The organism is Pantoea sp. VS1, from assembly GCF_002207995.1.
GTDB lineage: Bacteria > Pseudomonadota > Gammaproteobacteria > Enterobacterales > Enterobacteriaceae > Pantoea > Pantoea dispersa.
This window is the reverse complement of sequence record NZ_NHZE01000040.1, coordinates 185,489-198,684: the sequence shown is the minus strand read 5'-3', so window position 1 is coordinate 198,684 and position 13,196 is coordinate 185,489. Positions and strand designations below refer to the sequence as shown.

General features: G+C 59.2%; 12 protein-coding genes. 6 read left to right on the top strand and 6 right to left on the bottom strand.

Translation table 11 applies throughout. The features are described from left to right. Positions 1-141: 141 nt before the first annotated feature. Positions 142-1,131, bottom strand: coding sequence for an aldo/keto reductase (locus CBW22_RS15145; RefSeq protein WP_088517099.1), 990 nt, complete (start codon positions 1,129-1,131; stop codon positions 142-144). A 213-nt stretch (positions 1,132-1,344) separates the two neighbouring features. Between CBW22_RS15145 and CBW22_RS15140 the strand changes: the two genes are divergently transcribed. Both CBW22_RS15140 and glk read left to right on the top strand, forming a co-directional pair. Further along, a complete protein-coding gene (locus CBW22_RS15140; RefSeq protein ID WP_088517098.1) occupies positions 1,345-3,006 on the top strand; it encodes an alpha-keto acid decarboxylase family protein in 1,662 nt (553 codons plus the stop codon). A gap of 154 nt (positions 3,007-3,160) precedes the next feature. Further along, positions 3,161-4,126, top strand: coding sequence for a glucokinase (gene glk / locus CBW22_RS15135; RefSeq protein ID WP_058781785.1), 966 nt, complete (start codon positions 3,161-3,163; stop codon positions 4,124-4,126). 35 nt (positions 4,127-4,161) lie between these two features. On the opposite strand, the gene CBW22_RS15130 is transcribed toward glk, so the two are convergent. Both CBW22_RS15130 and CBW22_RS15125 read right to left on the bottom strand, forming a co-directional pair. After that, a complete protein-coding gene (locus tag CBW22_RS15130; protein WP_021508252.1) occupies positions 4,162-4,890 on the bottom strand; it encodes a LytR/AlgR family response regulator transcription factor in 729 nt (242 codons plus the stop codon). Next, positions 4,887-6,578 (bottom strand): sensor histidine kinase, encoded by a 1,692-nt coding sequence (locus tag CBW22_RS15125; RefSeq protein ID WP_088517097.1) that lies wholly within the window; start codon positions 6,576-6,578, stop codon positions 4,887-4,889. The genes CBW22_RS15130 and CBW22_RS15125 overlap by 4 nt, the downstream gene beginning before the upstream one ends. A gap of 384 nt (positions 6,579-6,962) precedes the next feature. On the opposite strand from CBW22_RS15125, the gene CBW22_RS15120 reads away from it, so the two are divergent. Continuing rightward, on the top strand, positions 6,963-7,487 hold the full coding sequence (locus tag CBW22_RS15120; RefSeq protein ID WP_031280018.1) for a GNAT family N-acetyltransferase: 525 nt from the start codon (positions 6,963-6,965) through the stop codon (positions 7,485-7,487). 119 nt (positions 7,488-7,606) lie between these two features. Further along, positions 7,607-8,842: an alanine transaminase gene (gene alaC / locus CBW22_RS15115; protein WP_058758368.1), complete on the top strand. Its 1,236-nt coding sequence runs from the start codon at positions 7,607-7,609 to the stop codon at positions 8,840-8,842. Positions 8,843-8,884: 42 nt separating this feature from the next. On the opposite strand, the gene ypdK is transcribed toward alaC, so the two are convergent. From ypdK to CBW22_RS15105, 3 genes are all read right to left on the bottom strand, one after another. After that, positions 8,885-8,956 carry a membrane protein YpdK gene (gene ypdK, locus CBW22_RS26085; protein WP_006120362.1) on the bottom strand — a complete coding sequence of 24 codons (72 nt, stop codon included), beginning with the start codon at positions 8,954-8,956 and terminating at the stop codon, positions 8,885-8,887. 202 nt (positions 8,957-9,158) lie between these two features. Beyond that, positions 9,159-10,187 (bottom strand): HlyD family secretion protein, encoded by a 1,029-nt coding sequence (locus tag CBW22_RS15110; RefSeq protein ID WP_058758369.1) that lies wholly within the window; start codon positions 10,185-10,187, stop codon positions 9,159-9,161. A gap of 5 nt (positions 10,188-10,192) precedes the next feature. Next, positions 10,193-11,794 (bottom strand): MFS transporter, encoded by a 1,602-nt coding sequence (locus CBW22_RS15105; RefSeq protein WP_088517096.1) that lies wholly within the window; start codon positions 11,792-11,794, stop codon positions 10,193-10,195. 149 nt (positions 11,795-11,943) lie between these two features. On the opposite strand from CBW22_RS15105, the gene CBW22_RS15100 reads away from it, so the two are divergent. Further along, complete coding sequence (locus tag CBW22_RS15100) at positions 11,944-12,729, top strand: IclR family transcriptional regulator (protein ID WP_021509102.1); 786 nt, start codon at positions 11,944-11,946, stop codon at positions 12,727-12,729. Positions 12,730-12,736: 7 nt separating this feature from the next. Then, entirely contained in the window at positions 12,737-13,189 is a 453-nt protein-coding gene (locus tag CBW22_RS15095; protein ID WP_058758371.1) for a universal stress protein, read from the top strand. Positions 13,190-13,196: the final 7 nt, after the last annotated feature.

The window sequence follows — 13,196 nt, the reverse complement described above, 5'->3', positions numbered from 1 at the left end:
TAGCATCGAGGCTACCGTGGCGCTAGTGTGCCATATGGGACCAGACACGCCTTGAGATTTAGTCTGAAAAAGTGTCAGCGAAAGGTTGTGCAGCGTTTTCTGCTAAAGACAGCGCCCGGAAAAGTCCGGGCGGTTAAACGGTTACACCAGAATTTGCTCAATGGCGGCGATCTCGTCCGCCGTTAGTTCAGGCTGGCTCAGCATGTCGACGGCATCGTCAATCTGCGCGGTTTTACTGGCGCCAATCAGCACCGACGTGACGCGCGTGTCGCGCAGCACCCAGCGCAACGCCATTTGCGCCAGCTTTTGACCGCGCTGCTGTGCCAGCGCCTGCAGTTGCTGCACCTTCGCCATCTTCTCGGGCGTCAGCTGGTTTTCGTTGAGGAATTTGCTGCCGCTGGCGATGCGCGAATCCTGCGGAATGCCCTGCAGATAGCGGTCGGTCAGCACGCCACCGGCCAGCGGCGAGAAAGCAATACAGCCGACGCCATTGTCGCCCAGCACATCCAGCAGACCCTGTTCCGGCGTGCGTTCGAACATCGAATAGCGCGGCTGGTGGATCAGGCAGGGGGTGCCGAGATCGCGCAGCATGGCGATAGCGGCGGCGGCATTATCCGCCGGGTAGTTCGAAATCGCCGCGTACAGCGCTTTACCCTGACGCACCACCTGATCGAGCGCGCGCATGGTCTCTTCCAGCGGCGTTTCCGGATCCGGACGATGGTGGTAAAAGATATCCACGTACTCCAGCCCCATGCGCTTCAGGCTTTGATCGAGGCTGGAAATCAGGTACTTGCGTGAGCCCCAGTCGCCGTACGGACCGTCCCACATGGTGTAACCCGCTTTGGTGGAGATCACCAGTTCGTCGCGCAGGCCGTGAAAATCTTCGCGCAGAATGCGGCCAAAGTTGCTCTCCGCGGAACCGGGCGGCGGCCCGTAGTTATTTGCCAGATCAAAATGGGTAATACCGCGATCGAACGCGTGACGCAGCAGCGCGCGGCTGTTGTCGACGCGCGTGCTGTCGCCAAAGTTGTGCCATAGACCCAGCGAAATTGCCGGCAGCTTCAGGCCGCTGCGGCCGCTGCGGCGATACTGCATCTGGTGATAACGTTCGGCGTGGGGAAAAGTACTCATGCAGCGTTCCTGTCTCAGGTGGGAGAAAGTGGCATCAGCATAGCAGTGTATGCGTTTACACTGCGCCGTAACGCGGCAAAGATCGCAACTTACAGAATTTTCTGTCGTCGTAACGAATGCTTGCCATGCATGACAGCGCGATGATGGTGAAAATCTCGCCAGTTCAGCCACATCGCTAATACTCCTGATCATTCCCCCTCACAGGAGCGGTCGATGAACACTCTTAACGTTGGCGACTATTTACTGCATCGTTTGCACCAGGCGGGTATCCGCCATCTGTTCGGCGTACCCGGCGACTACAACCTGCAATTTCTCGACAGCGTCATTGACCATCCCGGTATTACCTGGGTCGGCTGCGCTAATGAACTCAATGCCGCCTATGCGGCCGATGGTTACGGTCGCTGCAACGGCGCGGCCGCGCTGCTGACCACCTTTGGCGTCGGTGAACTTAGTGCGATTAACGGCATCGCCGGCAGCTACGCCGAATATGTGCCGGTGATTCACATTGTCGGCGCTCCCGCCAGCCACGCCCAGCAGCAGGGCGACTGCGTGCATCATTCGCTCGGCGACGGCGATTTCGGCCATTTTCTGCGCATGGCCCAGGAAGTCAGCGCTGCCAGCGCGGTGCTGAGCGCCGACAACGCCGTGGCTGAAATTGATCGGGTCATCGCTGGCGCGCTGCAGCAGCACCGTCCGGGCTATCTGCTGCTGGCGGTGGATGTCGCCGCCGCCACGGTAACGCTGCCGTCAGCTAGCGCCAGCCCGGCACCGGCTCAAAACCGCGACGTGGCGCAGGCGTTTGCCGCAGCGGCGGAACGCCTGCTGGCACCGGCGCAGCGCGTGGCGCTGCTGGCCGATTTTCTCGCTGCCCGCTGGCAGCTGCAGGCACCGCTGGCTGAGCTGCGTGCGCTGCGCGCCATTCCGGCTGCCACGCTACTGATGGGCAAGGGCGTGCTGGATGAGCAGCAACCGGGCTTCGTCGGCACCTACGCCGCCAGCGGCAGCCGCGAAACCGTGCGCGCGGCAATTGAAGACACCGATGTCACCCTGTGCGTCGGCGTGCGTTTTACCGACACCCTGACCGCCGGGTTTACCCAGCAGCTGTCGGCGCAGCGGGTGATTGATCTGCAGCCGTTTCATGCCAGCGTCGCCGGAGAAACCTTCGCACCGCTGAGCATGGTGCAGGCGCTGGCCGCGCTGCTGCCGGTTTATCAGCGCCACTGCGCGCACTGGGCTACGGGCGTGGCCGACATGCCGGACGATGCACCGCCCGCTGCTGCCGCCGTAATCAGTCAGCAGGCTTTCTGGCAGGCGATGCAGCGTTTCCTGCAGCCTGGTGATATTATCCTTGCCGATCAGGGCACGGCGGCGTTTGGCGCTGCCGCGCTGCGTTTACCGCATGATGCGCAGCTGCTGGTACAACCTTTATGGGGTTCCATTGGCTATACTTTACCCGCCACCTTTGGTGCCCAGACGGCGCAGCCCGACCGCCGCGTCATTCTGATCATCGGCGATGGATCGGCGCAGCTGACCATTCAGGAACTGGGATCGATGCAGCGCGACGGCTTAAGCCCGATCATTTTTCTGCTGAATAATGAGGGATACACTGTCGAACGCGCGATCCATGGAGCGGAACAGCGCTACAACGACATCGCGCAGTGGAACTGGACCGCGCTGCCGCAGGCGATGAGCCTGAATTGTGCGGCTCAGAGCTGGCGCATCAGTGAAACGGCGCAGCTCGATGCCGTGATGGCGCTGCTCAGTCAGGCGCGTTGCCTGTCACTGATTGAAGTGGTGATGGAGAAACAGGATTTGCCGCCGCTGCTGCGCACCGTCACGGCGGCGCTGCACCAGCGCAATAGCCACAAAGTTTAGGACAGTTGCCTCTGTACAGTTGGACTGGCGACAGTCAGGCTGTGCGTCGCACTGAATGACCAACGCTCATCGTGCAAGGTGAGCGTTGTTGTTTTATTGGCAGGCTTTTATAGTGTCCTGCACTTGTTTATGACCCAAGCGGAGCAGCAGAAGAATGACAAAATACGCCCTGGTCGGCGATGTGGGCGGCACTAACGCTCGTCTCGCCTTGTGTGAGGTGGAGACCGGCGCCATCTCCCAAGCCAAAACATTCTCAACATCAGACTACGACAACCTTGAAGCAGTTATCCGTCACTATCTGGATGAGCAAAAACAGGACATTACCGACGGCTGCATCGCTATCGCCTGTCCGATCACCGGCGACTGGGTGGAGATGACCAACCATGACTGGGCCTTCTCAACGCGTCAGATGAAGGAAAGTCTGGGCTTTACTACGCTGGAAATCATTAACGATTTCACCGCGGTTTCCATGGCGATTCCAATGCTGACGGCGCAGGACGTCCTGCAGTTCGGCGGCAAATCGCCGGTGCAGGATAAACCGATTGCCATTTACGGTGCTGGCACCGGGCTCGGCGTCAGCCATCTGGTGCACGTTGATAAGCGCTGGGTCAGCCTGCCGGGTGAGGGCGGTCACGTTGACTTCGCGCCAAACAGTGAAGAAGAGGACGCGATTCTCGAAGTGCTGCGCGCCGAACTGGGTCACGTTTCTGCCGAGCGCGTGCTGTCGGGTTCCGGACTGGTTAACCTGTATCGGGCGATTGTGAAATCCGATCAGCGCGAGCCGGAAAACCTCAAGCCAAAAGATGTCACCGAGCGGGCACTGCAGGATAGCTGTATTGACTGCCGCCGCGCGCTGACGCTGTTCTGCGTCATCATGGGACGGTTTGGCGGCAACCTGGCGCTGAACCTTGGCACCTTTGGCGGCGTCTACATTGCCGGTGGCATCGTGCCGCGCTTCCTCGAGTTCTTTAAAGCGTCCGGCTTCCGCGCGGCGTTTGAAGACAAAGGCCGCTTCCGCGATTATCTCGTCGATATTCCTGTCTACATGATTACTCACGACCAGCCGGGCCTGCTTGGCGCCGGTGCCCATCTGCGTCAGGCGCTGGGGCGCGTGCTGTAATCTGACGGGCGAACGGCTTCCCGTGCCGTTCGCCTTCAAAGATGCATCAGCTGGCGAAACGCCTTTACCTTGCTGCGACTCACCGGCACCTGCGCATCCATATCGCGCAGCTTCACCAGATAGGTGTTGTTAAACCACGGTTCGATCTCGCCAATCTTGCTCAGATTAACGCAGTACGAACGGTGGCAGCGAAAGAACATCGACTCAGGCAAACGGCTGCAAAACTCACTGATCGCCATCGACATCACATAGGCTTCGCGCCGCGTGTAGACAAACGTCAGCTTCTCATGCGCTTCAACGTAATAGATATCGTTAATATCGGTCACGATAATGCGCTCATCTTTAACTAAATTCACCGTTTGCGGCGCGCTGGCTGCCGGATTGTGCTGCTGCGCCTGCTGCTGTTGTGCACTGGCCTCCAGCTTGTTCAGCATGGTGATGATGCGCGACTCGTGATAAGGCTTGAGGATGTAGTCAAACGCCTGCAGTTCGAAGGCCTCGACCGCGTGCTCTTTCCACGCGGTGATAAACACAATCAGCGGCTTATGGATAAACTGGTTGATGTTCTGCGCCAGCAACATGCCGTCCAGCGACGGGATGTTGATATCGAGAAAAATCACGTCCACCCGATGAGTCTGCAGATACTTCAGCACTTCCAGCCCATCATCAAAGCAGGCTTCGATGCTGATCTGGCTATGCTGCTGGATCATCCAGCTTAGCTCCTGCTGCGCCAGGAATTCGTCTTCGACAATAATGGCTTTCACGCTGAGGTTTCCGCTAACGGGGTGAGCGGGCCGGACAGCCGCTGACCACTTTTGCTGAGGGTAAAGGCGATTTCCGTACCGGGCTGATGACGGGTGATGGTTAAGCCGTGGCCGGACAGCAGTTTCACCCGGTGATGCACATTCAGCAGGCCTATTTTGTTGCCCGGCATTTCGTTGCGCACCACCCGGCTGACCACCTCTTCGCTGATGCCGGCACCGGTATCGCGCACCGCCACGCGCACGCGATCGCCCAGATCTTTCACGCTCAGCGTGACCACGCCTTTGCCGCGACAGGGCTGAATACCGTGCACGATGGCATTCTCCACCAGCGGCTGGATCAGCAGGCTGGGCAGCGAAAAGTGCAGATCCTCATCGATGTCGTAAATCATCGACAGCTTGTCGCCAAACCGCGCCTGCTCAATGGCGATGTAATCTTTCACCTGCCACAGCTCTTTTTTGATGTCGATGGGTTCATCGTCATTGAGTTCCAGGTTGTAACGCAGGTAGCGCGACAGATTAATCACCAGCTGGCGCGCCGTGTCCGGGTTCAGGCGAATCGATGAGGAGATGGCATTCAGCGCGTTAAACAGGAAGTGCGGGTTGATTTTGCTTTGCAGCGCGCGCAGTTCCGCTTTATTGGCCATCTCGCGCAGCTGCTCGGCACGCGAGACTTCCAGCTGCGTTGAGATGATTTGCGACAGTCCGACCGCCATCTCTTTCAGCGAACCGGTAATGCGATGGGCGCGGCGATAGTAGATTTTCAGCGTGCCGGTCACTTCCCCTTTTTCCCAAAGGGGAATCACCAGCATTGAGTGAATGTCTTTGGTGCGGTGTGCCTCATCGTTATTCTTAATGATAATTTTTCCGCTGGCGATCGCCTGCGCGGTGGTCGGACTGATGCCGTCGTCGCCGTTGTGGTAATTCTGCTCGCCGTAGCCGACGTAAGCCAGAATCTGTTTGGTGTTAGTGATCGCCACCGCATCGGCATGGATGTCGCTGCGAATGATGGCGCACACTTTGCGCAGCGAGTCGCTATTAACCTGACGAAACAGCGGCAGGGTTTTGTTGGCAATCTCCAGCGCCAGTTTGGCCTGACGCGCGGCAATCGCCTCTTTTTCCCCTTCGACGCTCTGCACCAGCAGCACAATCAAACCAATGCTCGACGCGCCGAGAATCATCGGCAGCGCAATTTCCGACACGATGGTTAAACCGAGTGACATCGGTTTCGCCCACAGCACGATCAGCAGCATGGTCAGGCTTTCACACAGCATGCCGCCGAGGATGCCGGCGCGCCAGCGCTGCTCTTTGCTGACGAAGCGGTTGATGGCGCCGGCGGCGATACCGGCGACGATGCTGGTAATCAGACAGGGCACCGAGGTGATGCCGTCGATATCAATCAGGAAGCGGTGCACGCCGGCAATCACACCGGTTGCAATGCCGACCCACGGCCCGAACAGAATGCCGCCCGCCATGACCGCAATCACCCGGACGTTGAGCAGTGAGCCGTCAACGTTGACGCCGGACCAGGTGCTGAACAGCGCAAACAGCGAGAAGATGGCGGTCACCACGGCTTTTTCGCCGATAGAGTGTTCATCTTTTTGCAGTAGCTGACGAAATACGCGGGTGCGGGTCAGGAAGAACAGGCAGATCAGCATCAGCGCGGCGCGGTCAAACACCGCCAGCAGCATGTCGAAATGGGAAGGCACGGTGTTCTCCGGAGCAGGCAAGGTTGCGGACATGATAAAAAATGTGATCGCGATCCGCCAGCGTCCCGGTAAGCTGCAGACGTTTCTCATAGCCTGGATCAATTTTTAAGGTGCGCGCTGCCGGTGCGCATCAATGCCAGCCCTGTAAAATTGGCCACTGACACACCATAGGGGCGCCATTTATGTCGACCAGATCCGCCCATAACACCCGCCCCTGAAGGGAAGCAAGGCAGATTATCCGCTATGAAACCTGAAAAGAGGAAATCCTGAGTGCCAAAAAGAGGATTGCTCAAAGCGTGCAGCGGTCACTGGTTGTCACGGATGCGGTTTGCTATGTTGCCGTAAGCACAACAGCGGAGCGTGGCCATGCAATTACTCACCCCTCGTTTGTCCCTCAGCCGGTTACAGCCGGAAGACTGGCAGATTTTCAAAGCGGTACATGAAGATGCCGCGACCATGACCTGGGTGAGCGAGATCCCCGATGAAAACGACATCCGCCAGCGCTTTAACGAGCGGCTGGCACCGTGGCAACCCAGCAGTTTTCACATGCTGTGCCTGGTGGCGCGCCTGCGCGACAGCGGTGAAGCGATTGGCCTGTTTGGCTGCAGCGCCGAGTGGCATCCGTATCGTCAGGCCGAAGTGGGTTACATGCTGCGTCACGCCTGTACCGGTCAGGGCTACGGCAGCGAAGCGTTGCAGGCATTGTGTACGTTCCTGCTGCAGGCCGACTTCCACAAACTCAAAGCGCTGGTGATTGAGGGCAACTGGCCGTCGCGGCGCATTCTGGAAAAGAACGGTTTCGCGCTGGAAGGCACGCTACGCGATAATTACCGGCTCAACGGTCAGTGGGTAAACGATTGGGTGTTTGGGCGCTTAAACGAAGCAGGCTAAGAAAATTTGCCGTCCCCCCTCGACAATATTGTTATCAGCGCGTTATGTTCTTGTTTCGGTCACGGCAGTGACCAGCGTCGCTCGGACGGTCCGGGCGCTAACGTAATCCAGAGGACATCATGGCTGATAACAGCACACCCCGTCGTTTCTCGCGTATTGAACGTCTGCCCCCCTATGTATTTAACATCACGGCTGAATTGAAGATGGCTGCGCGCCGGCGCGGCGAAGACATCATCGATTTCTCCATGGGCAACCCCGATGGCGCGACACCGCCGCACATCGTGGAAAAACTCTGTCAGGTGGCACAGCGTGAAGACACGCACGGCTACTCTACCTCCAAAGGGATTCCGCGCCTGCGCCGCGCCATTTCGCGCTGGTACGCCGAGCGCTACCAGGTGGATATCGATCCGGAGTCCGAAGCCATCGTTACCATCGGCTCGAAAGAGGGCCTGGCGCACCTGATGCTGGCGACGCTCGATCACGGCGACACCGTGCTGGTGCCCAATCCCAGCTACCCGATTCACATCTACGGTGCGGTGATAGCCGGCGCGCAGGTGCGCTCGGTGCCGCTGGTCGCGGGCGTCGATTTCTTCAATGAGCTGGAACGCGCCATCCGCGAAAGCTACCCGAAACCGAAGATGATGATCCTCGGCTTTCCGTCCAACCCGACATCGCAGTGCGTGGAGCTGGACTTCTTCGAGCGCGTCATCGCGCTGGCGAAACAGTACAACGTGCTGGTCATCCACGATCTGGCCTACGCCGACATCACCTATGATGGCTGGAAAGCGCCGTCAATCATGCAGGTGCCGGGCGCGCGCGATGTGGCGGTGGAATTCTTTACCCTGTCAAAAAGCTACAACATGGCAGGCTGGCGCATCGGCTTTATGGTCGGCAACAAAGAGCTGGTGGCGGCACTGGCACGCATCAAAAGCTATCACGACTACGGCACCTTCACACCGCTGCAGGTGGCAGCGATTGCGGCACTGGAGGGCGATCAGCAGTGCGTGCGTGACATCGCCGAGCAGTATAAACGCCGGCGCGATGTACTGGTGAAAGGGCTGCATGAAGCGGGCTGGATGGTCGATCTGCCGAAAGCCTCCATGTACGTCTGGGCGAAAATTCCCGATCACTATGCGCATCTGGGATCACTGGAATTTGCCAAATTGCTGCTGCAGGAGGCGAAAGTGTGCGTCTCGCCGGGCATTGGCTTTGGTGACTACGGCGATACCCACGTGCGTTTTGCCCTGATTGAAAACAGCGATCGTATTCGTCAGGCGGTGCGTGGCATTAAAGCGATGTTCCGCGCCGACGGTATTTTGCCGGGAACGGTAAAAGCGGTGGAAGAAGCAGAGTAACTACAAATCGGGGCGACTGAGCGGTCGCCCCGGCTGGCGTCTTTACAGCATCAGCACGAAGGTGCCGACCCAAAGTAAGACGAAGAAAGAGATTCCCATCAAGGCGTATTTCACAAAACAACTCCTCTGAGCGGTTACAATGATGGCGATCCCAAACCAGCGTAACCCGAACAGAATAAGAGAAAGGTGGAGTTCATCATCGCTACACGCTTTCTACTCAGGTCGCTTCGGGCTGCCCCGAAACAGGATCGAGCGCTAATTTACGCGGAATCGATCCGAAAATAAATAGGTCACTTCTGAGAAGTTGCTCACATTTTCATCGGGTCTCAATCTGCGGAATCGCCGACATGCCGACACGTAATTGCGCCAGATCGCTTTGATGCGGATCCAGCACAATTTTCACCGGCAAACGCTGAACCACTTTAGTGTAGTTGCCGGTGGCGTTATCGGGGGCAATCGCGGAAAACGTGGCGCCGGTAGCGGGCGCGATACTGTCGACGTGACCGGTGAAGGTCTTGCCGGGCAATGCATCAATCTTCACCACCACTCTCTGGCCCGGGCGCACATCCGCCAGCTGCGTCTCCAGATAATTGGCGGTGATGTAAGTCTGCTGCAGCGGCACCACGGCCAGCAGACGCGTACCCGCGCTGACCCAGGCTCCTACGCGCACCGAACGCTGACCCACCATGCCATCCACCGGCGCAATAATACGCGTATAAGAGAGATTCAGCCCGGCCTGGTCGACGCTGGCCTGCGCCGCCGCGACATCGGCCTCCGCCTGACGCAGTGCGGCCTCAAGCACCTTCACCTGCTGTTCGGCCGCCGCCAGCGCCGCTGCGCTCTGGCGCACCGTAGCGGCGGCGGAACGCTGGGTTGAGCTGGCTTTCTGCTGATCGTCAGCGGCTATGGTGCCGCTCTTGTACAGCTGGTTATAGCGCGCCGCGCTCTGTCCGGCATACTGTGCCGATGCCTGACTGGCGGCCAGCGTGGCGCGGGCCTCGGCAATGGTGGACTGCTGCTGGTCGAGCTGCGCCTGCGCGCTCAGCCGTTTGGCGTCGCTGACCTGCAGGTTCGCCCGCGCGGTCTCCAGCGCCACGCGATAGTCGCGGTCGTCGAGCGTCGCCAGCACGTCGCCAGCCCGCACGCGCTGGTTATCCTGCACGTTGACGTGGGCGATATAGCCGGACACCTTCGGGGCCACCAGCGTGTAATCGGCATTCACCCAGGCATCATCAGTGCGATGGTCGTTGCCGGTCATGGCTGACCACAGCCAGAACGCCATCGCCAGCAAAACCAGCAGCAGGGCGCTCAGCAGGATTGTTCGTTTCATAGCAAAAGCGTGCATAACAGTTATTCCGGAGTTTTGGTAACAGGTTGAATCAGGGTTTGCGGTGGCCAGACGCGTTTCGCCAGGCACAGCGTCAGCACTAACAGCCCGACAGCGAAAGCGATCAGCATCAGATAAGCATCGCTCAGGCTCAGCACCATGGCCTGATGCTTCAGCAGGGTGGCGAAGCCGCTGAGATTGGCCGCGCTGCTGGCGCTGCCGTCGGCCAACAGCGGCAGGCTGCTGCTGGCCTGCTGGCTATCCGCTGCGGTCATCAGCCAGCTGCGACTGGCCGCCTGATCGACCAGCACGCTGGAGTGAAACTGCTCACGATGGCTGATAAACCACTCCACCAGCGTGCTGGCGGCGATGCTGGCAAAGCCGCGTACGGTATTGAACATGGCGGAGGCGAACGGTCCTTCCGGCGGCGCGACCACACTGGTGGCGCTCATAAGCACCGGCAGAATCACCATCGGCTGACCAAACGCCTGCAAGATCTGCATCAGCCAGAAGTTTTGCCGCGCCCAGTCGGTGGTGATCTGCATGCCGAGCAGGCAGGCGGTCGCCAGCAGCAGCACACCGGCGCTCAGCACCCAGCGGCAGTCAATCCAGCGGATATTCAGCAGGCTGGCGACCAGCGGTGCAATCAGCAACTGCGGCAGGCCGATGGTCAACGCCAGCGGCGCGAACTGCAGCGTGCGAAACCCCTCCACCTGACCAAAATAGGCCGACGGCAGCGCCGAACCGGACAGCGCCAGAATCAGTACACCCGCCAGCGTCAGCAAACCGTGCGACAAATTACGCCGGCGCAGCATCTGCAACTTAAACAGCGGCAGCGGGTGAAACCATTCATTAATAAAGAACACAATCAGCAACGCCAGCGCGCTGAATAATAGGGCGACAAACAGCGGCGAGCTGAGCCAGTCGAGACGCTCACCCTGCGTCAGCGCCAGAATCAGCAGCGCCATGCCCGAGCAGCCGCTCAGCATGCCGAACAGGTCAATCTGTTTAAATCGCTCAGTGCGCAGCGGATCCTGCGGCAGACCCCAGCCGATCAGCAGCATGGCGATCAGCATGGCCGGCACCACCTGCCAGAACACAAACATCCAGCTGACGTCATCGGTCCAGAACGCCGCCAGCGACGCCGCCAGATTCGGGCCAAACGTGGCGGTGAGGGCGTAAGCACTCAGCCCATAAAGTTTGATCGGCGGTGGCAGAAAGCGCAGCGCCACCGTCATCAGCAGCGGCGGCAGGGCGCCGCCAAACAGTCCCTGCACCACGCGCAGCGCAATGAACAGCGGGGCCGTGGACATGAAGGGCAGCAGGACACCGCACACCATGAAACCGGCCGACACCGCCAGCGCGAAGCGGCGCAGCGAAAAGGTGACGGCGAACCACGGTGCAATCATCATCGCGGCGACTTCCGCTGCCTGATAGGCCGAGATAATCCAGCTGCCGTCATCGTAGCTAATGCCGATTGCGGCACGGATATCGGCCAGCGCGATGTCGGTAACGCGATCGTTTAATCCGGAGGTCAGCGCGGCGATCAGCACCCCCACCAGCCCCAGCGCAAGGCGCAGGGTAAAAGGATGCGGTGCCGGTGCCGCGATGGGCTGGGCATTCATAGCAGGTGTCTCGTTATTGGTTGATGCAGTGTATTGCGATGTGATACAGCTCGCATCTTACATTTCGATATGGTGTATTGCAATGTGATACAGGGTGTAAAAGTGCGATCGTTCGCGCTAAAGTAGGGCAGGCCAAAAAGGAACGTATCATGGTAGAACCTCCCTCAAGCCGTGAGGATGAAAAAGCGGGTGGCATTCAGGTCATTGCGCGTGCGGCAAAAATTTTAAATGCGCTCGGTGAGCATCCGGGCGGCATGAGTTTGGGTGAAATTGCGCAGGTGGTCGATCTGCCGCGCTCGACGGTGCAGCGCATCGTGGCGGCGCTGGATAGCGCGCAGCTGGTGCGCAGCGGCGGGGCAGGCGGGCTGCGCCTCGGTCCGGCGTTGCTGAAGCTGATCTCCAGCGTGCACAGTGACGTGGTGGAAATTGTCCGGCCGTTCCTCGAACAACTCTCGGCGGAAATCAATGAAACGGTATCGCTGGCGCGGGCCAGCGGGACGCAGCTGGCGATTGTCCATTACGTGGTGGCGACGCGTGAACTGCGCGTGGTGCCCCACATTGGCCTGAATCTGCCGCTCTACAGTACGTCCGGTGGCCGGGCGCTGCTTGCGCTGGAGAGCGACGAAGATGTGCGGGTGATGGTCGGTGAAGCCTATGCGGAACTGACGGAAATGACGGTAAAAACGCTGCCGCAGTTGCTGACGCTGATTGCGGAGGTGCGCGCCAGCGGACTGGCTATCGATCGCGGCGAAACGCTGGAGGGTATTTCCACCATGGCGGTCGCGATTGATACGCTGTTCGGGCGCTTCTCGATCTCACTGCTGGTGCCGACGGCACGTTTTCACCGCCAGGAAGCGCATTACCGGACAGCGCTGATAAAGTGTAAAGAGGCGCTGATTCGCGAAATTGGCAAAATAACTGCTGCGGAAGGATAACCGACTGATGAAAACCTTGCTGATGGCCATTGATAACTCACCGGTGGCGGAAAAAGTGATCGCCCTGACCATTGAACAGGCGCTGGCGCAACAGGCGCAGGTCACCGTGCTGTGCTGTGTCGATCCGGCTTATTCGTCGTGCAATCAGCCGATTGAGATCGACGCCGGGGAAGACCCGGACGATTTTGTCGTGGCGCAGGATGAACAAAACACCGCTGAAATGGTGGTACGCCATGCGCTGGCACCGCTGCTGCGCGCTGGCATTGACGCACGCGGGCTGATTCTGGCCGGTGAGGCGGCGGAAACCATTGTGGCGCAGTCTGAGGCGTTGCACGCCAGTATGATTATAATGGGCCGTCGTCACCTGTCGCCGCTCAACCGCCTGCTGAAAGGCTCGGTAAGCGCAGCAGTGATTGAACGCGCCAGCTGTCCGGTTTTAATTGACGTTCGCAAGGATTAATGTCGCT